Below are 24587 nucleotides of genomic sequence, written 5' to 3'. Positions count from 1 at the left end.
GCTTTCGACCCACGCTTGCCCCCTCCGCGCCTGCGGCGCTCCTCCCCCGGAGGGGGAAGAAGGGGCGCGGATCAACTTCCGCCCCCCTCTGGGGGCGGACGACCGCGAAGCGGTCAGGTGGGGGCCTGCGGCGTCGGCCGATACGACATCGCCACGTCGCAGCGCTCGTAGCGCGCGCCGAACTTTTGCATGATCTCGGCGTCGTGGACGAAGCCCAGCTTCTCGTAGAGGTGGATGGCCGGGCCGCATTTCTTGTTGGTCAGCAGATAGACCTTGTCCATGCCCAGGCTGGCGGCGCGCTCCAGGGTCTTGGCCAGCAGGAACTCGCCGACCTTGAGGCCGCGCGCGCTCTTCAGCACCCCCATCTTGGTCAGCTCGACCCAGCCGTCCTTGGAGACCATCAGGGCGCAAGTGCCGACCACGCCCAGCTCCGGGGTCTCGGCGAACAGCACCACCCCGCCCTTGTCCAGGATCAGCTCGCGCGGCCGTGACAGCAGGTCGATGTCGTTCTGCTCCAGGGCGAACATCTCGCCGATCCATTCGGCGTTGATCTGGTGGAAGGTCTCGGCCAGGTCGTCGGAGAAGTCGCGGGCCCACATAGCCGGGCGGCCGGCGGCCTGGATGCGCTCCAGCAGCGATCTTTCGGCAAGCCGGGCCTCGACCTTGGCCAGGCCCTGCATGAAGTCGCCGGACAGGCCCTGAACCAGCTCGGCGGCGGCCGGTTCGATGCGAGGCAGCAGCTCTGTCTGGACCCGGACCAGCAGGGCCTCGCCGGCCGGGGTGAGGGCCAGGGACTTGGAGCGCGCGTCGCCCGGCGCCCGTCGCGCCTCGACGAACGCGCCCAGCGCGCCCAGGGCCCGGGTGATGGTGGGCTGGGCCAGTTGCAGGCGCTCGGCCAGCTCGCCCACGGTGATCGGGCCGTGCAGGCGGATGGTCATCAGCATCGACATCTGGGCCGGCTGCACCGGCAGGTCCAGGAACCGCGCCACCTCGGCCGCGTCGGCCTGCATCCGCTCGGCCAGCCGCTTGAGCCGGCTGCCCAGGAACCCCACGCCGAACCCCGCCAGCAGATCGACTTCCATGATCGAACCTCCATTTTCATAGCGCGCTATATAGCTAGCTATGAAAATGGCGCGAAGGCAAGGCCGATCACATTCTGAAGGGCGGGATGACGACGCAGCGAATTTCGTTTCCGATGACGGTGACGGCGGCCGAGCGCGCGGCCGTGAGGTCGTAGAACCTGTCGCGCCCGCCAAGCGACACGGCGAGATAGTCCGGCGCGTTGAACTTGCAGATCGGGTAGCGGACCTTCTCGCCCCCGATCCGGTCGACCAGATGCGTGCAGGTCATCGTCCCGCCGGCCCGCCGATACAGGATCTCGTCGTAGGGCGTGGCCTGCGGATAGCGGCGAAGGCTTCGGAAGATCGTAGGGTCGAGCGGCGCGCAGGGCGGGCCATCGACGCGCCAGTACGCATCCCGGCGCGCCCGTTCGGCGCGATCATGGCGCGCCGTGACCTCGGCGCCGACGCCGATCAGCGCCGCAAAGCCGAGGACGATCGGCGCCCAGCGCCAACGACTTGGCGCGCGACCTTCGAGGGGCAGCTTGCCGATACGGACCTGATCGGTGGCCATGAGTAAACTCACATTTGTAATCTTGACGTACGCTTGTAAATCAAGATGCCGCGCCTGTCACCGACGAACGTCGTTCATCACACTTGACGCCACCTCGTTACATTTGTAGCGTACTCACGACATCACGAAGGCTTCACCTCATGACCGAACCCTCCGACCTGGAACTGGAAGTGCTGAAGGCCTTCTGGCGCGGCGGCGCGATGAGCGCCCGGGAGGCGCAGGGTCTGATCGAGCCCGAACTGGGCTGGAGCGCCTCGACCACCCGCACCGTGCTGGAGCGGATGGTGGCCAAGGGCCTGCTGGTGCGCCGCTCGGTGCACGGCCTGGCGGTCTACGAGGCGCACAAGGGCAAGGTCGACGTGATCGGCGGGGTGCTGAACCGCCTGCGCGGCCTCCTGGAGATCGACGGCCGCCTGCCGGCCTCGGCCTTCGCCGGCAGCCAGATCCTGTCGGAGACCGAGATCCAGGAACTGGAGACCCTGCTCAACACCAGCAAGAAGGACGCCGAGTGATGCATCCTCTGCTCGCTTCCACCGCCATGGGCCTGGTCGCCGCCTGGCCCGTCGGCGTCCTGGGCCTGGGCCTGGGCCGCCTGGTCGAACGCCTGACCGACGATCCGCGCCCGCGCGCCGCCGCCTGGAGCCTGGCCTACGCCCTGCCCGCCGGCGCCCTGGCCGCGACCGTGGCCCTGACCTTCGCGCCGAGGCCGGCGGCGCCCGCCGCCGTGGCGCCGCCCGTCGTCGCGGCGACGCGCGTCACGGCCGCCGCCCCGGCCTGGACGCCCGAAGCCGAGCTGGCCGACCGGCTGGCCTGGAGCCTCGTCGTCCTGTCGAGCGCTGGCCTGCTGGCGCGCGGCTGGCGCCTGGAGCGGGGCCGCCGTCGCCTGGCGGCCATCCGCGCCCAGGCCGAACCCTGCCAGGACGCCAGCCTGGTCGAGGCCGTCCGCCAGCGCGCCGCGCGCCTGGGCGTGAAGGTCCCCGGCGTGCGGATCAGCGCCGAGATCGCCGCGCCGCTGCTGGCCGGCGCGCGTCGACCGACGATCCTGCTGCCCAAGGCCCTGGTCGAGACGACCGACACCCAGCGCCTGGCGCTGATCTGCGGCCACGAGCTGGCCCACCTGCGCCGGGGCGACAACTGGCGGATCCCGGCCGAGGAGGCCCTGGCCGGCCTGTTCTGGCTGACCCCGCCGGTCGGCGCCCTGCGCGGCCGCATGCTGGCCGCCCGCGAGGCGGTCTGCGACCTGACCGCCCTGGACGGCGCCGCGCCCGAGGTCCGCCGCGACTACGCCCGCGTGCTGGTCGAGGCCCTGCGGATGAGCGCCGCGCCCTCGCCCACCTTCGAGTCGGCCTTCACCGGTCGCGATCGCGGCCTGGTCGGCATGCGCCTGTCGGCCATCCTGCGGCCGGGCGGCGGCGTCTCGGCGGTCCGCGTCGGACTGGCCGTCGCCCTGGGCGGCGTGCTGACGGCGGCCACCGGCGCCGGCTCGCTGGCCCTGGCCGACCAGGCCCGCCGCCTGGCGCCGCCCGAAGCCGCCTCGGCCGAGGTCGAGCAGGTCCGCCAGGCGTCCGAGGCGACCCGCGCCGTCGCCGCCCAGGACGCCGCCGACGCCACGACCGTTCGCGCAATGGCGGAGGACGCGACCCCGGCCGCCGAGGCCGCGCCGATGCAGGCCCAGGCCGCTCCCGCCGCCGAACCGGTCGACGCCGTCGCCAGCGTCACGTCACCCGCCCCGCCGGCGCCGCCCGCGCCGATGGCCGGCCCCGCCCCCGTCTCGCCGCCCGCGCCGGCCCCGATGGCGGCCCCAATGGCGGCCATGGGCTCGCTGTCGCCGCGACCCGATCCGCGCCCGCAGCCTGATCCACGGCCCAACCCGCAGCCTACCCCGAACCCGCAGCCCCGTTTCGACGCGCGGGCCGCGGCCGAGCCGTCGATCGTGGTCCGCACCGACGTCCAGAACACTGTCCGGATCACCGTACCCGCCAACGCCGGCGAGGATCTGTCCCGACGGATCAAGGTCCTCGATCCGTCGGCGAGGAGTCGCGCGACATCCACGTCCAGGACCAGCGTCGGCGTCACGATCACCAACGAACGCAACGATCCCTGGTCCCGCTAGAGCAGGAGGAGACCATGCACCCTCTGTTCGCGTCCGCCGCCCTCGCCCTCGTCGCCGCCTGGCCCGCCAGCGGCCTGGGCTGGGCGCTGGGCAAGACGGCCGATCGGCTGACCGGCGATCCCGAACCCCGGGCGCGCGCCTGGAGCCGGGCCATCGCCCTGCCGCCCGCGGTCCTGGCCCTGATGGTCGGCGCCTCGGCCCTGCCCGAGGAGACCACCGCCCCTGTCTATCAGGCGGCGCTGACCTCCAAGGCCGTCGCCTCGGCCGGCGCGGCGATGAACGAAGCCTCGGTGCGGGCGCTGTCGGGCTTCAACGGCGTCGAGACCCTGGGCGGCGTGCTGATCCTGGGCGCGCTGGGCGGCCTGGCGGTCGCGGCGACGCGCCAGATCCTGGGCCGCGCCAAGCTGAAGCGCATCGTCCGCGAGGCCCGTCCGGTCTCGCAGGAGCTGGCCCTGGCCGTCCGCGCCGCCGCCCGCCGCATGGACACCGGCCGGCCCGAGGTGAAGGTCAGCGACGCCATCGACCAGCCGCTGCTGGCGGGCCTGGCCACGCCGGTCATCCTGCTGCCCGCCGACCTGGTCGCGCGTCTGGACGTCCCGCGCCTGGTTCCGATCTGCGCCCACGAACTGGCCCACCTGAAGCGCGGCGACAACTGGCGATTGCTGGCCGAGCACCTGCTGGGCGGCCTGTTCTGGATGGTCCCGCCCTACGCCGCGCTTCGGGCTCGCGCGGCCGCCGCTCGGGAAGAGCTGGCCGACGCCCTGGCCCTGGAGAACGCCGGGCCGGCGGTGCGCCGCCACTACGCCGAGACCCTGATCGACGTGCTGCGCACCCGCGCCGCGCCCGCCCTGCACCCGGCCTTCACCGGCAAGGGAAGGAGACCGACCCTCATGCGCCTGCAAGCCATCACCGATCCCCGCGCCCCGGCCAGCTTCGCGCGCCGCGCCACCCTGACCCTGGCCGGCATGCTGGCCGTGGCCGCCGCCACCGTCGGCTCGATCGCCCTGGCCCAGCAGGGCGAGACCCAAAGCCGCAGCCGGACGGTGATCACCTCCGACCAGAATGGCCAATACATCGACATCCGCTCGGACTACGTCCGGGTCACCAACGCCGAGATCGTCAAGGGCCGCCTGAAGATCCCCGACGGCCAGGTCTCGACCTATCACGGCCACGTCAAGATCCGCGGCCGCCTGCGTCCGCCCGAGACCACCGTGCTGGTCAACGGCGAGGCCCCGCCGGCGGGCTTCGACGCCACAGCCCTGCCGGACGGGGCGATCAAGCAGCTGGAAGTGGTCAACACGATGGTGGGCGACCGATCCCGCGTGACGCTGAACGTCGTCATGTAGCCTATGACACCGGTGGACAAAGCCGGTTCACCTCTGCATTTTCGCCCCTGACCAGACGGCGGGACCAAGCATCCCATCGTCGCTTTCGGGGACGGACCATGCTTGCTCGCCACCTCAGCGCCGCCGTCGGCGCGCTCGCCCTGACGCTCGCGGCCGGCTCGGCCCTGGCGGGCGACGTCCTGGCCTTCCCCGGCGCCGAGGGCGCGGGCCGGTTCAGCGCGGGCGGCCGAGGCGGCGCGGTGTTGCGGGTCACCAACCTGGACGACGACGGCCCCGGCAGCTTGCGCGCCGCGATCGAGGCCAAGGGCCCGCGCACGGTCGTCTTCGACGTCGCCGGCACCATCCAGCTGAAGCGCGAGTTGAAGATCAGCAACGGCCAGATCACCATCGCCGGCCAGACCGCGCCGGGCGGCGGGATCACCCTGCGCGACCAGACCTTCGTCATCAGCGCCGACGACGTGATCATCCGCTTCATCCGCTCGCGCCTGGGCGCGGAGAGCAAGGTCGAGGGCGACGCGATCTGGATCTCGGGCGGCCGGCGGATCATCCTGGACCACGTCTCGGCCAGCTGGTCGGTTGACGAGACCCTGTCGGCCTCGGCCCGCTACGACCGGCCTGGTCAGGGCTTCTATGATCTGACCGTCCAGTGGTCGATCATCGCCGAGAGCCTGGCCCACTCGATCCACGTCAAGGGCGACCACGGCTACGGCAGCCTGGTGCGCGGCGGCGACGGCAGCAAGATCAGCTTCCACCACAATCTGTGGGCCAACCATATGGCCCGCATGCCGCGCCCGGGCAACTACGAGGGCCCGGACAAGGACCCGGTCGGGGCGTTCTTCGATTTCCGCTCGAACGTCTTCTACAACTGGGGCAAGGGCCATGCCGGCTACGACGCCGACAAGGCGGCCCTGGCGGCGTACAACTTCGTCGACAACGCCTATGTCCCGGGCCCGAACTCGGGAAAGAACGTCGCTTTCCAGGAGAGCAACAGCCTGGCCAAGGCCTGGTTCGCCGGCAACAGCATGGCCGGCGCGGTTCCGGCCGATCCCTGGAGCCTGGTGACCTTCACCATTCCCGAGCCGGCCGGCTATCGCCTGTCCGCGCCGCTGGACGTGGGCGCGGTGACGCCCGAACCAGCCGACAAGACCTATGAGCGCGTCCTGGCCGACGCCGGCGCCTCGGTGTGGCGCGATCCCGTGGACCGGCGGATCCTGGACGGCGTGAAGACGCGACAGGGCAAGGTGATCGACACCCAGGCCGACGTCGGCGGCTGGCCGGTCCTGCCGGAGGGCAAGGCGGCCAGGGACTCTGACGGCGACGGCATGCCCGACGCCTGGGAGAAGGCTCACGGGCTGGATCCGAGAAAGCCTGACGGGGCGGTCGTGGGCAAGGACGGGTGGACGAACCTGGAGCTCTATCTGGCTGATGCGGCGAAGGTGCGGGCAAGCTGAGCGACTACACGCGAGTAATCGTCATTTTCAATCTTAGGGCGTGACGCCCGACGCAGTTTAATACAGTCTCAAGTTGTGTGGGAGATGACCTCCCGCAGCCTCGTCCACGTGGAGACTGTGATGATCCGCAAACTTGCCACGACGATCGCTCTGGTCGGCTCCGTCGCCCTGAGCTTCCTTCCGGCCGCGGCCCTGTCGGCCCCGCCGTTCGGGTGGGACCGCACCTATTACGATGACGCCTCGTACACCACCGAGGTGGGGGCCGAGACCCGGTACTGCAACGGCTACACGAACCTCTATTGGGGCGTGAAGACGCCCTACTACGTGACCGAGACCTTCCCCTGCGAATAGGGGCCGTTGGGCGTACGCTTCCGGGAACCTCCCCTTCGGGGGAGGTTCTTCATCCTGCCGCCGCCCTGGCGCAATAACCGTTCCCCTTTTGCGACCCGGCCCCGTTTCCGCTAGAAGCCGGCCCATGTCGCACAACACCTTCGGTCACCTGTTCCGCGTCACCACCTGGGGCGAAAGCCACGGCCCGGCGCTCGGCTGCGTCGTCGACGGCGTGCCGCCGGGCATCGCCCTGACGGCCGAGATGATCCAGGGCTTCCTCGACAAGCGCCGCCCCGGCCAGGGCAAGTTCGTCACCCAGCGCCAGGAGCCGGACGCGGTGAAGATCCTGTCGGGCGTGTTCGAGGACGAGCGCTCGAATGGCCAGCGCACGACCGGCACGCCGATCAGCCTGATGATCGAGAACACTGACCAGCGGTCCAAGGACTACGGCGAGATCGCCCAGGCCTTCCGCCCCGGCCACGCCGACTATCCCTATTTCGCCAAGTATGGCGTCCGCGACTATCGCGGCGGCGGCCGCAGCTCGGCGCGCGAGACGGCCGCGCGGGTAGCGGCCGGCGCCGTGGCGCGGCTGGTGATCCCCGGCGTGACGATCCGAGCCGCCCTGGTGCAGATCGGCCCGCACAAGATCAACCGCGACAACTGGGACTGGGCGCAAACCGAGCAGAACCCCTACTGGTCGCCGGACGCAGCCGCCATCCCGATCTGGGAAGAGCACCTGGAGACGATCCGCAAGGCCGGCTCCTCGACCGGGGCCGTCGTCGAGGTCGAGGCCACGGGCGTCCCGGCCGGCTGGGGCGCGCCGCTCTACGGCAAGCTGGACGCCGAACTGGCCGCCGCCCTGATGTCGATCAACGCCGCCAAGGGCGTCGAGATCGGCGAGGGCTTCGCCAGCGCCGCCCTGACCGGCGAGGACAATGCCGACGCCATGCGCATGGGCGACGACGGCCAGCCGCTGTTCCTGTCCAACCACGCCGGCGGCGTGCTGGGCGGCATCTCCACCGGCCAGCCGGTGGTGGCCCGCGTGGCCTTCAAGCCGACCTCGTCGATCCTGATCCCGCGTCAGACCCTCAACGAGGCCGGCGAGGAGATCGACCTGCGCACCAAGGGCCGCCACGATCCCTGCGTGGGCATCCGCGGCGTGCCGGTGGTGGAAGCCATGACCGCCTGCGTGCTAGCCGACGCCTTCCTGCGCCATCGCGGCCAGACCGGCGGCCACGTGTTCGCGCCAGGCGAGCACCGCTGACCGGAGAACATAGGTCAGAGAACCTCGGTCACATTGGCCTTACCTCTGATTTACCTCGGCTTTTCGATTGACGCGCATACGTTTGCAAGCGTAAAGGCTCGCCGGAGCAAGCTTGAGACGGGAGCAACACCCGCATAGATTGCCAAATCAGGGCGCGATGGCGGAGGGGGCTCGGCGCGTGCGGTTCGATCTCCTGAAGATTCTGCTGGTCGACGACAATCCGCACATGCGGCTGCTGTTGATCGAGATCCTGCGCGCCATCGGCGTGCGCCAGGTCTATGAGGCGCTGGACGGGGCCGAAGCCCTGACGATCCTGCGCAAGGTCGCGATCGACGTGGTGTTCACCGACCTGTCGATGAAGGGCCTGGACGGCATCGAGTTCGTCAACCTGGTCCGCCGCTCGCCCGACAGCCCCAACCCGTTCTGCCCGATCGTGATGATCACCGGCCACTCGACCGAGCGCCGGGTGCACGAGGCGCGCGACGCCGGGGTCAACGAATTCCTGGCCAAGCCAGTGACCGCGCGCGGCGTCATTCATCGCCTAAGTCTGCTGATCGAGAACCCGCGCCCGTTCGTGCGCAGCCAGGCCTATGTCGGCCCTGACCGCCGCCGCCGCGACGGCGCCCGCTACCAGGGCGACCGGCGGCGCGACGAGGACCGGGGCGTGACCTATGTGGACGCCCTCCAGGGACCGAAGCACACACCTCGGGCATAGAAACGCCACGGCGCGGCCATCCGACGCGGAGATTTTAAACCCTTCGCCCGGTAGAACCCGGTGAACAGCGTTTTGTGAGCTTCACCATGACTCTTTCCCGCCTGGCGCCTCTGGCCGCGCTCCTCGCGACGGTCGCCCTCTCGCAGACGGCCTGCGTCGCCGCCGCCGTCGGCGCGGTGGCCGGCACGGCCATCGGCGTCACCGGCGCGGTCGTCGGCGGCGCGGGCAAGGCCGTGGTCGCCACCGGCAAGGCCGTGATCCCCGGCGACGGCAAGAAGGATCGCGACGAGCGGGAAGAGTAGTTCGGACCCTCCTCCCCATTAGGGGGAGGTGGATCGGCGCGACTACGCGCCGAGACGGAGGGGGTCCGCGCAAGCGGTTCTGACGTTCAGCGCCCCTCCCCAAAGCCCCCTCCACCGCCGTTCGGCGGTCCCCCTCCCCAAAGAGGGAGGAGAGTAAGGTCTCAGAGACTCAGCGCGCAGCGCTCGCCGATCGTCGGGCGCGACAGCTCCACGCGCGACAGGCCCGGGAACTGGACCTTCAGGCGCTCCGCGAAATACAGGCACAGGCGTTCCAGGGTCGGGACTTCCAGGCCCGGCTTGTCGTTCAGCAGGCCGTGGTCCAGCTCGGCCGCCACGGCTTTGAGCGCTACGTCCAGGGTCTCGAGGTCGGCGACCCAGCCCTCGCCCCCCATCTCGCCGCGCACGCTGGCCTCGACCTTGAACGAGTGGCCGTGCAGCTTGCGATAGCGATGGTCCGCCGGCCCCTGCTCGATGAAATGGGCCGCGTCGAAGAACGCGGCCTTCGTGATCTCGAAGACGTATCCAGACATGTGACTTCTTTTGACTAGGCCTGGGAGGCTCTAGCGCAACGACCCTGTCACCAAGTCGCGCGCCTTATCCGTCAGGGCAGGCCGAGATATTTGTGCGTTTGGACGCTTAAACGCCATTGTGGGTGCGAAAGGCAATAGGCGACCGCCAATTGCGTGTTCCTGTCGCGGTCCGGACCGTCCATCGGCTGGAGGTAGAAGCGCTCGAAATCCAGGTTTGCGAAGCGCTCGGGCATGGCCTTGTCCTGCGGGAAGACCAGCTTCAGCTCCTGGCCCGAGGTCTGGACCACGGGCGCGTCGGCCTTGGGACTGATGCAGATCCAGTCGATCCCCGCCGGGGCCTCGAGCGTGCCGTTGCTCTCGACGGCGATCTGGAAGCCGCGCGCGTGCAGGGCCTCGATCGCGGCGTCGTCCAGTTGCAGGAAGGGCTCGCCGCCGGTGCAGACCACCAGGCGGTCGTCGGGCCCGCCGGGCCACTGGGCCTCGACGGCCGCCGCCAGGGCCTCGGCCGTGGCGAACTTGCCGCCGTTCTCGCCGTCGGTCCCGACGAAGTCGGTGTCGCAGAAGGTGCAGACGGCCTTGGCGCGGTCCTGCTCGCGGCCGGTCCACAGGTTGCAGCCGGCGAACCGGCAGAACACCGCCGCCTTGCCGGCCTGGCCGCCCTCGCCCTGCAGGGTGAGGAAGATCTCCTTGACCGAGTAGGTCATGCGCTTGCCGGGCCTTGCGGCAGCGCCTCGCGCCCGGCCGCGTCCCACTCGACATAGCCCTTCTCGCGCAGTTCGCACGCCGGGCAGGCCCCGCAGCCGTGACCCCAGGGGTGCAGCTGGCCGCGTCCGCCCTGGTAGCAGGTGTGGCTTTCCTCGACGATCAGCCGGACCAGCTCCTCGCCGCCCAGCGTCTTGGCCAGGGCCCAGGTCTGCGCCTTGGTCAGCCACATCAGCGGGGTCTCGACGCGGAAGTTCCGGTCCATGCCCAGGTTCAGGGCGTTCTGCATGGCGTCCAGCGTGTCGCGGCGACAGTCGGGATAGCCCGAGAAGTCGGTCTCGCACATGCCGCCGACCAGGGCGTCGATCCCGCGCCGGTCGGCCAGGGCCGCGGCGTAGATCAGGAACACCAGGTTGCGGCCGGGCACGAAGGTCGAGGGCAGGCCGCGCTCGGTCATCTCGATGGCGCGGTCGGCGGTCAGGGCCGACTGGGCCACCTGGCCGAAGCTCCTGATATCCAGCACGTGGTCCTCGCCCAGGCGGTCGGCCCACTGCGGGAAGCGAGCGGCGACCTCACGGCGCACGGCCTGGCGGGCCTCCATCTCGATCGCGTGGCGCTGGCCATAGTCGAAGCCGACCGTCTCGACGCGGTCGTACCGCTCGAGGGCCCAGGCCAGGCAGACGCTGCTGTCCTGGCCGCCGGAAAACAGAACAAGCGCGGCATTGGTCTCGCGGGGGCTCATGCGAGGCTCTCGACGTGAAAGACGGGGAACATGGGCCCTCCTCTACACGAGGCAAGGCCGCCCCGGAACAGCGGGGGCGCCGAGGCCGCGACTCACGCGATACTCCGCCGACGAACGATGGCGAAGTCTTTCACCTGCGAATTAAGCCATAGCTCCGCTATTGCTGGACATAGGCGCTGAGGTTGCGTCGTGCTTCCGTTACGGAAACGACAAACCCGACCTTCTAATGCGTCGTGAACTTGCCACACCCAGGATAACACCACCTCCCGGAAAGTGAAAAGGCGTAACCTATCGCTGTTCACTTACGATCAGGCCAGTTGACAGCTTTCAAACGCAAGTATGCAATCTCCCAATGCTGCGAGGGGCTCGCCGTACGCCCGCGTGGTGAAAACAGTACGGCGCCGAGGAAACACCGACCCTCGCAGGCTCCATCCATAAGGCGCCGCCGGGTCCAGGGAGGGAATTCAATGTCGCAAACTCTGCGTATGCGGAGCCTGCTGATCATGGGCGCTTCGGCGGTCGCGATCTCGGCTCTCGCCGCCCCCGCTTTCGCTCAGCAGGCCAAACCGCCCGCCCAGCAGAACACCACGGTCATCGAAGAGCTGGTGGTCACGGCTCAGAAGAAGGAAGAGGCGCTTCAGGACGTGCCGATCGCGGTGTCGGCCTTCAGCCAGGATTCGCTGGAAGCGCAGAAGATCGACGGCGGCCCGAACCTGCAGCTGGCGATCCCCAACGTCACCTTCGCCAAGAGCAACTTCACCAACAGCTTCAACTTCCAGATCCGCGGCATCGGGGCCAAGGCCGTCGGGGCCTCGGCCGACCAGGGCGTCGGCGTCCACATGAACAACGCCCCCATGCAGGCGGGCAACCTGTTCGAGGCCGAGTTCTACGACGTCGAGCGCGTGGAAGTGCTGCGCGGCCCGCAGGGCACGCTGTACGGCCGCAACGCCACCGGCGGCGTGGTCAACGTGATCACCGCCAAGCCGACCGACCAGTTCGAAGCGAACGTGAAGGCCGAGTACGGCAACTACAATTCGGTGAAGCTGCGCGGCATGGTCAACGTGCCGATCTTCGGCGACAAGCTGGCCGTGCGCCTGTCGGGCACGACGCTGAAGCGCGACGGCTTCGTCACCAACACCTTCAACAACCACGTCGTCGACGACCGGGACCTGTATTCGACCCGTGTCCAGGTGATGTTCAATCCGACCGAGAAGCTGCGCACCAACTTCCTGTGGGAACGCTTCCACGAGGACGACAGCCGCGCCCGCACCGGCAAGCAGCTCTGCACCAAGGACGATGGTCCCGCCACGGTCGGCGGCGTGCCCACCGGCACGGCCCGCCGCTACCTGACGCAAGGCTGTCTGTCGGCCTCGCTGTACAACGCGGCCGCCTACGGCACGGTCAACACCTCGGGCACCCTGACGGGCCTCTTGGGCAACATCTTCGGCTTCACCTCGGGCGACGCCAACGCCGGCGACACCACCTCGAGGGACCTGCGCGAGATCGAGACGGCGCTGGATCCGCTCTACCAGTCGTCCTCGAACGTCTACCAGTTCACCCTGAACTACGATCTGAACGACCAGCTGACGCTGACGTCGATGACGGCCTACAGCAAGGGCAGCGTCTATACGAAGCAGGACTACAACCGGAACGTCTCGCCGATCGCCTTCAACAGCACGCCGTTCACGCCCGGCGGCTTCTTCAACGACCCGCAGGTCGGCAACACCAACAAGTTCACGACGATCGACATCTCGTCGGGCCGGTCCGAGCAGTTCAGCCAGGAGCTGCGCCTGCAGTCCGCCTATGACGGCCCGCTGAACTTCAACATCGGCGGCATCCACTTCACCTACCGCACCACCACCGACTACTACGTGATCGGCAACTCGCTGACCCTGTCGTCGCTGGCGCTGAACTTCTCCAACACCGGCAATCCGAACTGCAACCCGGCGACCACCGCCCGCTGCATCGGCATCGACACGGCGGCCACGCCGACCGGCGAGGGCCACAACTACTATGACAACCGCACGCCCTATAACCTGACCTCGGACGCCCTGTTCGGCGAACTGTACTGGCAGGCCAACGAGGATCTGAAGTTCACCCTGGGCCTGCGCCAGACCCGCGACAAGAAGGCGGTCAAGAACTTCTCGACCGTGCTGCTGGCCCCCGGCTACGGCCTGACCCTGAACCCGACCAACCCCGACCAGCGCGCCCGCTTCAGCGAGCTCACCGGCCGCTTCGGCTTCGACTACAAGGCTCACCTGGGCTTCACGGACGACACCCTGCTCTATGCCTTCTATTCCAAGGGCTACAAGGGCGGCGGCATCAATCCGGGCGTCCCGGCGGACTCGGTCGGCATCAAGCAGACCTTCGCGCCGGAATTCGTCAACGCGATCGAGATCGGCACCAAGAACACCCTGGCCGGCGGCAGCGTCCTGCTGAACGCCACCGGCTTCGCCTACGACTACCAGGGCTACCAGATCTCCAAGATCGTCAACCGCACCTCGGTCAACGAGAACGTCGACGCCAAGGTCTACGGTTTCGAGCTGGAATCGATCTGGTCGCCGGTCCGCAACCTGCGGCTCAACGCCACGATCGGCTATCTGCACACCAAGATCGGCGCCGGCGTCACCTCGATCGACACGATGAACCGGACCCAGTCCAACGCGGCCTACACGGTCGTGAAGGTGGGACCGAACTCGTCGGCCGTCGGCGCCAACTGCGTGCTGGCCACGCAAGGCGTCGCCACCATCCTGGGCGCCGGCGCGGGAGCCACCCTGCCGTGGGCCTGCTCGGGCGCGGCGGCTTACCAGGCGTTCCTGTCGACCCCGGCCGCCCTGGGCGGCGCGGGCCTGCCTGCGCCCACGGCCGCCTTCCTGGCCAACGCCACGGGCCTCTACACCTACGGCGCCGGCTATTCGATCGAAGGCGTGGCGGCGGACCTGTCGGGCAACGAGCTGCCCAACTCGCCGCACTGGACCACCTCGTTCGGCGCCCAATACACCTTCGAACTGTCGGGCGGCTGGTCGGCCACCCTGCGCGGCGACTACTACCGCCAGACCAAGCAGTTCGCCCGCGTCTACAACACCGACTACGATCGCCTGAAGGCGTGGGACAACGGCAACATCACCCTGAAGGTGGAAAAGCCGGAGTGGGGCCTGTCGATCGACGCCTACGTCAAGAACATCGGCAACAAGACCCCGATCGTCGACGCCTACACCACCGACGACAGCTCGGGCCTGTTCACCAACGTGATCACCGCCGAACCGCGCCTGTACGGCGTGGCGATCACCAAGTCCTGGTAGGGCTCCCGCACCGAGCGGACGCCATGAGGACGCCCAGGGGGGCGGCGGTCTTCCGCCGCCCCCTTTTGCGTTCCGGCCGCCTCGAAAACGAAAAACCCAGCACTTTCCGACGGTACCCCGCCGGTCGGGCCGCCGACTTAACGACTCCGCAAGGCCGGCCGGGGCAAGGTGCGCCTCCTAGTCCCAGCGAAGCGCCGTATGGATACGCTGACCCGTCTGATCGACCCCCGCGCACCGATCGCGCCCGGCACGCCTTGCGGCGCTGTCGCGGCGATGTTCGACGCCGACGCGGCCCTGGCCGCCCTGGCGGTCGTCGACGACGGCCGCGCGCCCGTGGGCCTGGTCTATCGCGACGTCCTGCAAGGCATGATGCGCGTGGCCGGCGAGCAGCTGGCCGACACGCCGATCGCCGAGGTCATGGACACCACCCCGCGGACGGTCATGGCCCAGACCGACGCCAACAGCTTCGTCAACACCCTGGCCGACAGCCCGACCCCGGTGTTCCGCACCGCCTATGTCGCCGTCGACGCCGCCGGCCGCTACGCCGGCGTGGGCGGCCTGGCCTCGCTGCTGGCCTCGCACCGCCGTCGCCAGGGCGAGGCGCGCGACGCCATGGCCATGGTCGAGCGCATGGCCGTCGACATCGGCGCGCACCTGGACGGCGTGCTGGCCATCACCGAGCGCCTCGAGCAGCAGCGCCTGACGCCCGACGCCGCCGCCTTCGTCCGCGCCATCGGCGACACCAGCCGCGACATGGGCGAGACGGTCGGCCGCGCCATCGACCTGCACCGCTCGGCCCGCGGCCAGCTGACCTTCTCGCCGACCCCCATCCGCCTGCGCGACTTCGCCGACGCGGTCGAGGCCCGCTGGGCCGCCCGCGCCCAGGAGGGCGGCTCCACGCTGCTCGTCTCCTACGATGGCGACCCGGAATGCGGCGTCGATGTCGACGGCGAGCGCCTGCTGCAGGTGTTCGACATCCTGATCGAGAACGCCCTGGCCTCGGGCCGCGGCATGATCGAGGCCCGCCTGACGGCCCGCGCCGACGGCGACCAGATCCGCCTGGAAGGCCAGGTCCGCGACAATACCGAAGGCCATGCCGACGAGCGCCTGGCCCGCGTCCGCGACCCGCTGGGCGGCGCCAGCCAGCAGGACCGGAGCGAGATGGCCCTGGGCGTGGCGATGGCCCTGGCCCGCCGCCTGCTGCGAGCCATGGGCGGACCGCTGCGCGCCGAGGCCAATCGCGGCGCCGGCCTGACCGTAGGCTTCACCCTGTCGCTGGCCCCCGCCTCCGTCGTGGTGGCCCGCGCCGAGGCCGAGCCGGCCGTAACCGGTCGCGCGGCCCACATCCTGATCGTCGACGACAACGCCACCAACCGCATGGTCGCCGAAGCCCTGTGCGACATGTTCGAGTGCACCTCGGAACAGGCCGTCGACGGTCTCGAGGCGCTCGAGATGGCCAAGAGCGGCCGCTACGACCTGATCCTGATGGACATCAAGATGCCGCGCATGGACGGCATCGCCGCCACCCGCGCCATCCGCGAGATGAGCGGCCGCGCCAGCGCCGTGCCGATCGTGGCCCTGACCGCCAACGCCGATCCCGCCGACGTCCAGACCTATGTCGCCGCCGGCATGCAGGACGTCGTCGAAAAGCCGATCAAGCCCGAACGCCTGGCCGTCGTGCTGAACGCCCTGCTGGGCGGCGAGGACGAAGGCGAGGAAGCGGCGGCCTGAGCCGACCGCCTCGCGATCCCGGCCGCGACCTTTCGCCGCCAAGGATCCGCGCTACCTGGAGTAGTACGCGCTTGGCGCCGGGCTGTATCACCGCCTAGCCTAACCTCGGCGTGAGTGCGGAGTAGCGAGGACGCGTGCTGAACACGGCGGAACAACAGGCTTGGGCGTTCCTCAGCCAAGCCCCGCACCTGGCGTCGGCCCAGGAGGTGGAGGCGCATTTCGCGCTGGCGATCGCCGCCTTCGGCTACGACAAGTTCTGCGCCACCCTGGTCAACGCCGAGCACTACGGCAAGGAACCGCCCACGCTCAGCCGCCAGGACTTCGACCAGTGGGACCAGCGCTACTGGAGCGAGCGCTACGTGGTCCACGATCCGTGCGTCAAACTGCTGCTGAAGTCCCCCCGCTCGTTCGCCTGGACCGACGCCAAGCCGCTGGGCGACAGCCGGGCCCACGCCATGTGGGGCGAGGCCTCGGAGCTGGGCATGAACGACGGCTATGTCGTGCGCGTGTTCGGCCCCGCCGGCCAGGAGGTGCTGATCCGCATGTCCACCGAGGCGCCCGACACCGATCCCACCCAGCGGGCGGTGATCGAGAGTCTGGCCACGGTGTTCGGCACCATCATGCTCAAGCACTGGGAGCTGCAGGACGACAATCCCGACTACGGGGTCATCTCCGAGCGCCAGGCCCAGTGCCTGTACTGGGCCAGCCGGGGCAAGACCGACTGGGAGATCGGCGCGATCCTCGAGCTGTCGCCGCGCACCGTCCACCACCACATCGAGGCCGCCAAGAAGCGCCTGGGCGTGGTCAAGCGCCAGGAAGCGGTGCTGAAGGCCGGCGAGCTGGGACTGCTTTCGAAGCTCTAGGCGCGACAGCCGAAAGTGGGGCCCGGTTTCGACTCGTCACGCGCCGATCAAAACCTCAGAACTTCCGCCGCCCCGTCAGCGTCTCGAACCACAGCCGGAAATCGCCCATCAGGCTGTAGAGCGGGTGCTTGAACGTCGCCGGCCGGTTCTTCTCGAACACGAAGTGGCCCACCCACGCGAAGCCGTAGCCGACCAGGGGCGCGGCCAGGAAGAACCGCCAGTCGCGCAACGCGCCCATGGCCAGGCAGACGACCACCAGGGTCGTGCCCACGACATGCAGCCGTCGGCTGACCGGATTGACGTGTTCAGTCAGGTAGAACGGATAGAAGGCCGCGAAGCTGCGGTAGCGCTCCTGGCGTTCTCGGGAGGTCGCCGTCGTCATGGAGGGATGCTGATCCCCCCGCGCCGCCCTGGCAAGCCTCTCGCGGGGGAATAGGAGTAGGCCGTTTGGCCTATCGTCGTTTCCGCGGATCATGCCTCTTAATCCAGACCGTCCAACCACCGCTGGGGGCGGCTATGATCCACATCATCACTTCCGAGAACCGCCATCTCTACGGCCCGCAGCTGTGGGCCATGCACGAGGAGCGCCGCCGCCAGTGCGTCGAGAAGAACGGCTGGGTCGACCTGGTCGTGCTCGACGGCGGCGAGGTCGACGACTACGACGACCACCGCGCCATCTACCTGCTGGGCTTCAACGACGCGATGGAGCTGGAGGTCGGACTGCGGCTGCGTCCCACCGACGATCGCTGCATGCTGGCCGACAAGTTCGCCCACCTGATCGCCCCGGGCGAGACACCCAAGAAGGGCGCCGACGTCTGGGAGGCCACGCGCCTGTTCACCACCGAGGCCTATCGCCAGCGCAAGGGCTCGGGCCGCGGCGAGCGGGTGTTCGAGTGCTGGGCGGCGGCGTTCGAGCTGGCCCTGCGTCGAGGCGTGAACCGCTTCGTCGGCATGATCGACATGCAGCTGTATCCCGGCATCCTCAACTCGCCGATCGACACCCGCCTGGTCGGGATTCCGCGTCCCTACGAGTACGGCGTGGTGGCCGGCTCGGAGATCGCCATCTCGCAGGCGCTGCTGGACCGGGTACTGGAGGCTATCGGCCGCGAGTCGCCGATCGGCTACGAGATCGACGCCCTGGACATGATGGCGTTCGGCGACCTGGCCGCCGTGCAGCGCCAGGTGACCCGCGCCATGACGCCGCAGCTGACCGCCGGCGCCGAGCGCGACGAGACCCTGGCGGCCGAGACCCTGTTCCGCCTGCATGACAGCAGCGGCCAGGCCCGGCGGATCTGGGACACCCGCGCCCGCGTCCTCAACGCCTGACGGGACAACGCCTCGCGGTCGCCGACTCGCCCCGGCCGCGACCGTCCGGACACACCTCGGCGCCGACCGTTTCGCGACACTCTCCTGACGAGAGCGGGTCGCGCTTTCGGTTGGCGCCGAATCGCCGTCCGGACCGCTAGCCTCCTCGTTTTGGGGAAGGAAGCTGAACCATCGCGACATGACGCCGCGCTTGATGGTCCATCGCTTCCACCGACGTCACGGTCGTGTCATTTTCCCCGAACAACCGTTGGAGGCGGAAAACACATGAGCGAAGAAACCGAAGGCCGACGCCCCAACCCCGTCGACCTGCACGTTGGCGGCCGGGTCCGGATGCGTCGCAAGCTGCTGGGCGTGAGCCAGGAGCAGCTGGCCGACAGCCTGGGGCTGACCTTCCAGCAGGTGCAGAAGTACGAGCGCGGCGCCAACCGCGTCAGCGCCAGCAAGCTGTACGAGATCGCCAAGACCCTGCAGGTCCCGGTGTCGTTCTTCTTCGACGGCCTGGCCGATCCGATGAACGGCGCCGAAGTCGACGACGCCGCCCAGCACGCCGAGAAGGTGGTGCAGGAATTCCTGACCACGCCGGAAGGCCTGGAGCTGGCCGAGGTGTTCCCGAAGATCGGTCGCGGCCGCGTTCGCCGTCAGGTCCTGGACCTGGTGCGCGCGATGGCCGACGAAGCCGCTCGCGAAGGCGCCGCCTAGCCAGGGCGTCCCGCGCCCTCGACGTTTCGAGGCGACGCGGACAAGCGTATGGAAAGGACCTCGGTCGGCGGGCCGGGGTCCTTTTCGTTTCCGGATCCTCGTGGGCTTCAGCCGGTCGAGACGTCCGACTGCGAGGCCAGCCAGATGCGCTTGGCCATGCCGGCGGCGGCCGGGGCCAGACCTCGGAGATCGTAGGTGCGCACGATGCGCAGGCCCGCCTCGCGGTCACGCCGCCAGGCGATGGTCACGTCGTAGGCCAGGCCTGCGGCCAGATCGACCAGCTGGGCCTGCCCCGGCGGGGCGGCGTTCGACAGCATCTGGACCTTCGCCCCGCTGCTGGAGAGATCACGGATCACGCAGTCCCAGGCGAAGGCGCCGCACAGCAGCTTTCCCGACCGCGAGGTCGGGATCCGGACGGCCGATCGCCGGTCCTGGTCAACGTCTGACGGGAATTTCGCCATCGGGGGATAAACGCATGATGCGGTTAATCGCCCGTGCAGATTCAGGATTTTTGCGGTGAAGGTTAACCGCGCCGCGCTCGCGGATGGGCGCGGCGCCTAGGCCAGCGCCACGATCCTTTCCGGCTCCAGCGCCATCTCCAGGTCGGCCAGGATGTCGCCGACGTCCTCCAGCCCCACGGACAGCCGCACCAGGCCCTCGCCGATGCCCGCGGCCGCGCGCTCCTCGGGAGCGTAGGTGGAATGGGTCATGCTGGCCGGGTGCTGGACAAGGGTCTCGGCGTCGCCCAGCGACACGGCCCGCCGGATCAGGGTCAGGCGGTTCATCATCGAGACCCCCGCCCCGTGGCCGCCTTTCAGCTCGAAGGCCATCATGCCGCCGCCTCCGGCCATCTGGCGCGCGGCCAGGGCGGCTTGCGGGAAGCTCCGCAGGCCCGGATAGAACACCCGCGCGACGGCCGGATGCGCCTCCAGCCAGCGGGCGACGTCCTGGGCGCTCTGGCCGTGGCGGGCCATGCGCAGCGACAGGGTCTTCAGGCCCCGCAGCACCAGGAAGGCCGTGAACGGCGACATCACCGCCCCGGTCATGTCCTTGACCCCGACCAGGCGCACGCGGGTCATGTCCTCGAGACCGCCGGCGGCGATCCCGCCGATCAGGTCGCCGTGGCCGCCCAGGTACTTGGTCGCCGAGTGGACGACGACGTCCGCGCCCAGGACCAGCGGCCGGGTCAGGACCGGGGTGGCGTAGGTGTTGTCGACCACCACCTTGGCGCCCGTCCCATGAGCGATCCGGCTGATCGCGGCGATGTCCACCAGGCGCATGTTCGGATTGGCCGGGGTCTCGAAATAGACGATCCGGGTCCTGTCCGAGATCGCCGCCGCCAAATCGTCGGGCCTGGTCATGTCGACCTGGCGCACGGTCACCCCGAACCGGGTCAGGCCGTCGCGCAGAAAGGCGAAGGTGCAGCCGTAGAGGGTCTGGTCGGTGATCACCTCGTCGCCGGCCCGCAGGAAGCTCCACAGGGTGGCGGTGATCGCGCCCATGCCCGAGGCCGTGGCCACGGCGGCCTCCGCGCCCTCCAGGCTGGCCAGGCGACGCTCCAGCAGGTCGGTCGTCGGGTTGGAGATGCGCGAATAGAAGTGGCCTTCCCGCGTCCCGGCGAACATCTCGCCGCCGGCCTCGGCGCTCTCGAAGGCGAAGGTCGAGGTCAGGTGCACCGGCGGCGTCAGCGCCCCGTGCTCGTCGGCCGGGTCATAGCCCGCATGAATCGCCCGCGTCGAAAATCCGGCCTGGTCGCTGCGCATGTGTCAATCCTCTATCGAAGTGACACTGGCGTGGAGTCGGGCGCGGTAGATTGCGAAGTCTGCCACGATGCGCTTCTATTTTGGCAGATTCTGCTCAAGAGGCCGACCCCAGCACATGCCTATGGACGCCAAGGACCGCCAGATCATCCGTGAGCTGCAGAAGGACGGCCGCCTGACCAACCAGGAGCTGGCCGAGCGGGTCAATCTGTCGCCTTCCCCCTGCCTGCGCCGCGTGCGCAACCTGGAGGCGGAGGGGGTGATCACCGGTTACACGGCGCTGGTCGACCAGAAGGCCTACGGCCTGCCGATCACGGTCTTCGTCCGTGTACGGCTGGACCGCCACGGCCAGGACCTGATCAAGGGCTTCGAGGAGCAGGTCGCGCGCATCGACCAGATCCTGGACTGTTTCCTGCTGGCTGGCGGCGACGACTACCTGCTGCGGGTGATCGTCGACAGTCTGGAGGCCTATGAGGACTTCATGCGGCGAAAACTGCACGCTATCCCTGGCATCGCCTCGATCGATACCAGTTTTGCGTACGGCGTCGTGAAACAGACGCGGGTGTTTCCGGTTTCTAGTTGATCGCGTCTCACGCGAAAGTCAGACAAATCACCCTTCGAAGCCGAAGGCCGGAGCGCTACCATGGGGGAGCGATGATCGACGAAGCGCCGCTCCAGTCCAGCTCTCCGATGGCCGCTTCGCCGAGCGTCACCACGGCTCTGAAGCACGCGCCGCTGGGCATCGCCATCTTCGACAACCAGATGCGCTACCTGGCCGCCTCGCGGCAGTATCTGACCGACCAGCACCTGCCCGCCGATCTGCCGCTGATCGGGCGCAAGCACTACGAGGTGTTCCCCGAGATCCCCCAGAAATGGCGCGACCTGCACGCCCGGGTCATCGCCGAGGGCGTCGAGCTGCGCCACGAGGGCGATCCCTATGTCGATCGCGACGGGCGCACCGAGTGGATCCGTTGGTCGATGGCGCCCTGGCGCACCGATGGCGGCGAGGTCGGGGGCCTGGTGCTCTATACCGAGGTGGTCACCGCCAATATCGAGGCCCGCCTGAAGCTGGAGGCCGCCGAGGCCCGCTATCGCGCGGTCTTCGACCAGGCCGCCATGGGCGTGGCCCGGCTGACGCCGACCGGCGAGATCCTCGAGGTCAACGACAGCTTCTGCGCCCTGCTGCAGCGCCCACGCGACATGCTTCTGGGCTCGCCGCTGCAGAGCTTGGCCCATCCCGACTTCCTCGAACCGATGCTGATCTCGAGCGCGGCCCTGCTGGCCGGGGAGCAGGAGACCTGCTCGGCCGAGCGGCGCTTCCTGGTTCCGGGCGGCGACATCTGGATCCACCTGACCGCCTCGATGGTCCGCGTCGAGGACGAGCCGACCTACATCCTGGCGATCATCTCCGACATCAGCGCCCGCAAGCAGGCCGAGACCGCCCAGGCCGACCACCAGAGCCAGCTGCGCCTGCTGATCAACGAGTTGAACCACCGGGTGAAGAACACCCTGGCCACCGTCCAGTCGATGGCCGCCCAAACCCTGCGCAACGAGCCCGACCCGACCGTGGCCTTCGAGAAGTTCGAGGCGCGGCTGATGGGCCTGTCGCGGGTGCACGACATCCTGACGCGCGAAAGCTGGCACGGGGCCGAACTGCACGAGGTGGTCGAGCGGGCCCTGCGGCCGTTCGACGAGGCCGGGACGCGGTTCAGCATCCAGGGCCCCTCGGTGCGGCTGCAGCCCGGCGGCGCCCTGACCATGGCGCTGATCCTGCACGAACTGGCCACCAACGCCCTGAAGTACGGGGCCCTGTCGCTGCCGGAAGGGCGCGTGGACCTCTCCTGGACCTATGATCCGGCGACGCGCCAGCTGCAAGGCGTCTGGCTGGAAACCGGCGGCCCGCCGGTGTCCGAACCGACTCGCAAGGGATTCGGCTCGCGCCTGATCGAGCGCAGTCTGCGCGGCGAACTGAAGGGTTCGGCGGCCATGGACTATCGCCCCGACGGCCTGCGTTGCGTCCTGAGCGCGCGTCTACCCGAGGCGCCGGAGGACCGTCCGGGCCTTCCGCCCGCCTAATAGGAAACTTAGTCGACCATCATATGGCGGGTTCGGTCCAACTGTGTCGTCCTTAAATTGCAGATCCGCTGGCGCATCCCACCCGCCGGGCGGCCTTTGCCGGCCGGGATGTCGTGAATCCCGGCCGGTCACTTTCCTTCCGCCTTCGTCATACCGACCGTCAAACCCGAACTTGGGGCGGCGAACATCCGACGATTGCGGTCAAGCTCGAGCGACGACGTCACCTTAGTAAGCCCGAACTGCCGTATGCTCGTCGCGTGAATCGGTCATGTGGAGGCCGGAGGCCCTCATGCGACGTCGCGCGCCCGCTCTTCTGCCCGCCCTGGCCAGCGTCCTGGCCCTTTCGGCCGCCCCGGCCGGCGCAGGCGTCCTGCGCGACCGGCTCTACGACGCCGGCGACGGCGTCCTGGTGGTCGCCCACCGCGCCTGCCACCAGCCCGCGCCCAGCCACGGCTTCGAACAGTCCGTCCCCGAGAATTCGCTGGCCGCCCTCGAGCGCTGCATCGCCCTGGGCGTGGATCTGGTCGAGATCGACGTGCGCCGCACCCGCGACGGTGTCCTCGTCGTGATGCACGACGCCAAGGTCGACCGGACCACCGAGGGCAAGGGCCGCGTCTCCAACCTCACCCTGGCTGAGGTCCAGGCCCTGCGCCTGAAGGACGCCCACGGCGGAACCGAGGCGCCGCCGACCCTGGAGGCGTTCCTGCGCGCCGCGCGCGGCCGCATCCTGGTCAATGTCGACCTCAAGGGTCCGGTGGCCGGCGAGGCCGCCGAGATCGTGCGGCGGACCGACGCCGCCGACTGGGTGCTGTTCAAGGCCAAGGCCCGGCTGGGCGCGCCGCCGATCGCCGACCTGCCGCTGTACCGGGACCTGGCCTTCATGCCGATGGTGGCGAGCAAGGCGGCCAAGCGCGCCTTCGGCCTGGCCCAGATCACCGCCCGCCAGGCGTCCGGCGACCGCCAGATCCCGGCGGTAGAGATGGTCGCCCTGAAGCGCCAGGGCTTCGTCGCCGTCCGCGACGCGGCCCGCGCCGCCCGCATCCGCGTCTGGACCAACACCCTGGCCACCAAGGGCTGGCGCGGCGTGCTGGACCAGTCCGGCGACCGCAAGGCGCTGCGCGATCCGGACAGGGCCTGGGGCCGGCTGATCGACCAGGGGGTCAGCATCGTCCAGACCGACTATCCCGCCGCCCTGCTCGACTATCTGGACCATCGCGGCCTGCGCGGCCACGTGCCGACCTCTATCGCGGTCGCTGACGTCGGATCGCCCGCTCCAGCGACGCTCGGCGCGTCGTCCAGGAGTCGCTGAGCGCGGCGGCCTCCGCGTCGAGGTCACGGCGGCGATGCTCAAGGTTGGCCTCGGCGTCGCGATGCTCGGCTTCCGCCGCTTCCAGCGCCGCCAGCGCTTCGGCCAGCGCCTTCTTCCGCCTGGCCTCGGCGGCGCCGTCGACCTTCCTGGTCTTGGGCTTAGGCAGCTTGTCGACGGCCGACTTCAGCCCGCCCTCGGCCCGTCGGATCACCACGCCGGGCGCGGCTAGGGCGGCCTTGGCGTCGGGAGCGTCCGGCGCCTCCTCGGCCACGCCTTCCTTGAAGAGATCGCGATCGGTCTCCCAGGCCGCTAGCGCCTTGGCGCGCGACGTCGCCGCCACGGTGTAGCGGTGAAAGCCATCCGACCACGTGAAGACCCTGGGCGCGCGAGCCAT

At 69.3% G+C, this 24587-nt stretch carries 25 protein-coding genes; 16 read left to right on the top strand and 9 right to left on the bottom strand.

Features of this window, described 5'->3' with window-relative positions:
- Positions 1–113: 113 nt before the first annotated feature.
- Positions 114–1082 carry a bifunctional helix-turn-helix transcriptional regulator/GNAT family N-acetyltransferase gene (locus tag K8940_RS03840; protein ID WP_223393210.1) on the bottom strand — a complete coding sequence of 323 codons (969 nt, stop codon included), beginning with the start codon at positions 1080–1082 and terminating at the stop codon, positions 114–116.
- A 67-nt stretch (positions 1083–1149) separates the two neighbouring features.
- Positions 1150–1632 carry a hypothetical protein gene (locus K8940_RS03835; protein ID WP_223393209.1) on the bottom strand — a complete coding sequence of 161 codons (483 nt, stop codon included), beginning with the start codon at positions 1630–1632 and terminating at the stop codon, positions 1150–1152.
- Between the two features lie 140 nt (positions 1633–1772).
- Here K8940_RS03835 and K8940_RS03830 point away from each other — a divergent pair, with 140 nt between their 5' ends.
- The 8 genes from K8940_RS03830 to K8940_RS03795 all read left to right on the top strand — a co-directional run bounded on the left by K8940_RS03830 (position 1773) and on the right by K8940_RS03795 (position 9153).
- Positions 1773–2144, top strand: a complete 372-nt coding sequence (locus K8940_RS03830; RefSeq protein WP_223393208.1) for a BlaI/MecI/CopY family transcriptional regulator — start codon at positions 1773–1775, stop codon at positions 2142–2144.
- Positions 2144–3745: a M56 family metallopeptidase gene (locus tag K8940_RS03825; protein WP_263285790.1), complete on the top strand. Its 1602-nt coding sequence runs from the start codon at positions 2144–2146 to the stop codon at positions 3743–3745. Before K8940_RS03830 ends, K8940_RS03825 begins: the two co-directional genes overlap by 1 nt.
- 14 nt (positions 3746–3759) lie before the next feature.
- Complete coding sequence (locus K8940_RS03820) at positions 3760–5091, top strand: M56 family metallopeptidase (protein WP_223393207.1); 1332 nt, start codon at positions 3760–3762, stop codon at positions 5089–5091.
- Positions 5092–5189: 98 nt separating this feature from the next.
- The gene (locus tag K8940_RS03815; RefSeq protein ID WP_223393206.1) at positions 5190–6542 is read left to right on the top strand and encodes a pectate lyase; all 1353 of its coding nucleotides are present in this window, start codon (positions 5190–5192) and stop codon (positions 6540–6542) included.
- A 120-nt stretch (positions 6543–6662) separates the two neighbouring features.
- The gene (locus K8940_RS03810) at positions 6663–6893 is read left to right on the top strand and encodes a DUF6289 family protein (RefSeq protein ID WP_223393205.1); all 231 of its coding nucleotides are present in this window, start codon (positions 6663–6665) and stop codon (positions 6891–6893) included.
- Positions 6894–7017: 124 nt separating this feature from the next.
- Positions 7018–8136 (top strand): chorismate synthase, encoded by a 1119-nt coding sequence (aroC, locus tag K8940_RS03805; RefSeq protein ID WP_223393204.1) that lies wholly within the window; start codon positions 7018–7020, stop codon positions 8134–8136.
- Between the two features lie 178 nt (positions 8137–8314).
- Positions 8315–8851, top strand: coding sequence for a response regulator (locus K8940_RS03800; protein WP_223393203.1), 537 nt, complete (start codon positions 8315–8317; stop codon positions 8849–8851).
- Positions 8852–8937: 86 nt separating this feature from the next.
- Positions 8938–9153: a hypothetical protein gene (locus K8940_RS03795; protein ID WP_223393202.1), complete on the top strand. Its 216-nt coding sequence runs from the start codon at positions 8938–8940 to the stop codon at positions 9151–9153.
- Between the two features lie 161 nt (positions 9154–9314).
- On the opposite strand, the gene K8940_RS03790 is transcribed toward K8940_RS03795, so the two are convergent.
- The 3 genes from K8940_RS03790 to queC all read right to left on the bottom strand — a co-directional run bounded on the left by K8940_RS03790 (position 9315) and on the right by queC (position 11127).
- Positions 9315–9683 carry a 6-carboxytetrahydropterin synthase gene (locus K8940_RS03790; protein WP_223393201.1) on the bottom strand — a complete coding sequence of 123 codons (369 nt, stop codon included), beginning with the start codon at positions 9681–9683 and terminating at the stop codon, positions 9315–9317.
- Positions 9684–9754: 71 nt separating this feature from the next.
- A complete protein-coding gene (gene queE / locus K8940_RS03785; protein WP_223393200.1) occupies positions 9755–10387 on the bottom strand; it encodes a 7-carboxy-7-deazaguanine synthase in 633 nt (210 codons plus the stop codon).
- The gene (gene queC / locus K8940_RS03780; RefSeq protein WP_223393199.1) at positions 10384–11127 is read right to left on the bottom strand and encodes a 7-cyano-7-deazaguanine synthase QueC; all 744 of its coding nucleotides are present in this window, start codon (positions 11125–11127) and stop codon (positions 10384–10386) included. Before queC ends, queE begins: the two co-directional genes overlap by 4 nt.
- Positions 11128–11594: 467 nt before the next feature.
- On the opposite strand from queC, the gene K8940_RS03775 reads away from it, so the two are divergent.
- The 3 genes from K8940_RS03775 (at position 11595) to K8940_RS03765 (ending at position 17023) form a co-directional block, all read left to right on the top strand.
- A complete protein-coding gene (locus K8940_RS03775; protein ID WP_223393198.1) occupies positions 11595–14429 on the top strand; it encodes a TonB-dependent receptor in 2835 nt (944 codons plus the stop codon).
- A 198-nt stretch (positions 14430–14627) separates the two neighbouring features.
- On the top strand, positions 14628–16160 hold the full coding sequence (locus tag K8940_RS03770; protein WP_223393197.1) for a response regulator: 1533 nt from the start codon (positions 14628–14630) through the stop codon (positions 16158–16160).
- A 134-nt stretch (positions 16161–16294) separates the two neighbouring features.
- Positions 16295–17023, top strand: coding sequence for a helix-turn-helix transcriptional regulator (locus K8940_RS03765; RefSeq protein ID WP_223393196.1), 729 nt, complete (start codon positions 16295–16297; stop codon positions 17021–17023).
- A 55-nt stretch (positions 17024–17078) separates the two neighbouring features.
- On the opposite strand, the gene K8940_RS03760 is transcribed toward K8940_RS03765, so the two are convergent.
- Complete coding sequence (locus tag K8940_RS03760) at positions 17079–17405, bottom strand: Mpo1-like protein (protein ID WP_223393195.1); 327 nt, start codon at positions 17403–17405, stop codon at positions 17079–17081.
- A 134-nt stretch (positions 17406–17539) separates the two neighbouring features.
- On the opposite strand from K8940_RS03760, the gene K8940_RS03755 reads away from it, so the two are divergent.
- On the top strand, positions 17540–18349 hold the full coding sequence (locus K8940_RS03755; protein WP_223393194.1) for an acyl-homoserine-lactone synthase: 810 nt from the start codon (positions 17540–17542) through the stop codon (positions 18347–18349).
- Between the two features lie 264 nt (positions 18350–18613).
- On the top strand, positions 18614–19048 hold the full coding sequence (locus tag K8940_RS03750; protein WP_223393193.1) for a helix-turn-helix domain-containing protein: 435 nt from the start codon (positions 18614–18616) through the stop codon (positions 19046–19048).
- Positions 19049–19155: 107 nt separating this feature from the next.
- On the opposite strand, the gene K8940_RS03745 is transcribed toward K8940_RS03750, so the two are convergent.
- Both K8940_RS03745 and K8940_RS03740 read right to left on the bottom strand, forming a co-directional pair.
- The gene (locus K8940_RS03745; RefSeq protein WP_223393192.1) at positions 19156–19509 is read right to left on the bottom strand and encodes a PilZ domain-containing protein; all 354 of its coding nucleotides are present in this window, start codon (positions 19507–19509) and stop codon (positions 19156–19158) included.
- 96 nt (positions 19510–19605) lie between these two features.
- Entirely contained in the window at positions 19606–20811 is a 1206-nt protein-coding gene (locus tag K8940_RS03740) for a methionine gamma-lyase (RefSeq protein WP_223393191.1), read from the bottom strand.
- A gap of 121 nt (positions 20812–20932) precedes the next feature.
- Between K8940_RS03740 and K8940_RS03735 the strand changes: the two genes are divergently transcribed.
- From K8940_RS03735 to K8940_RS03725, 3 genes are all read left to right on the top strand, one after another.
- Positions 20933–21391 carry an Lrp/AsnC family transcriptional regulator gene (locus K8940_RS03735; protein ID WP_223395758.1) on the top strand — a complete coding sequence of 153 codons (459 nt, stop codon included), beginning with the start codon at positions 20933–20935 and terminating at the stop codon, positions 21389–21391.
- Between the two features lie 71 nt (positions 21392–21462).
- The gene (locus K8940_RS03730; protein WP_223393190.1) at positions 21463–22884 is read left to right on the top strand and encodes a sensor histidine kinase; all 1422 of its coding nucleotides are present in this window, start codon (positions 21463–21465) and stop codon (positions 22882–22884) included.
- A 289-nt stretch (positions 22885–23173) separates the two neighbouring features.
- Positions 23174–24193, top strand: coding sequence for a glycerophosphodiester phosphodiesterase family protein (locus tag K8940_RS03725; protein ID WP_223393189.1), 1020 nt, complete (start codon positions 23174–23176; stop codon positions 24191–24193).
- Here K8940_RS03725 and K8940_RS03720 read toward each other — a convergent pair.
- Positions 24126–24587 (bottom strand): hypothetical protein, encoded by a 462-nt coding sequence (locus K8940_RS03720; RefSeq protein WP_223393188.1) that lies wholly within the window; start codon positions 24585–24587, stop codon positions 24126–24128. The genes K8940_RS03725 and K8940_RS03720 overlap by 68 nt on opposite strands.

Source organism: Caulobacter segnis (assembly GCF_019931575.1).
Taxonomy (GTDB): domain Bacteria; phylum Pseudomonadota; class Alphaproteobacteria; order Caulobacterales; family Caulobacteraceae; genus Caulobacter; species Caulobacter segnis_C.
This window is presented reverse-complemented; position numbering and strand designations above follow the sequence as displayed.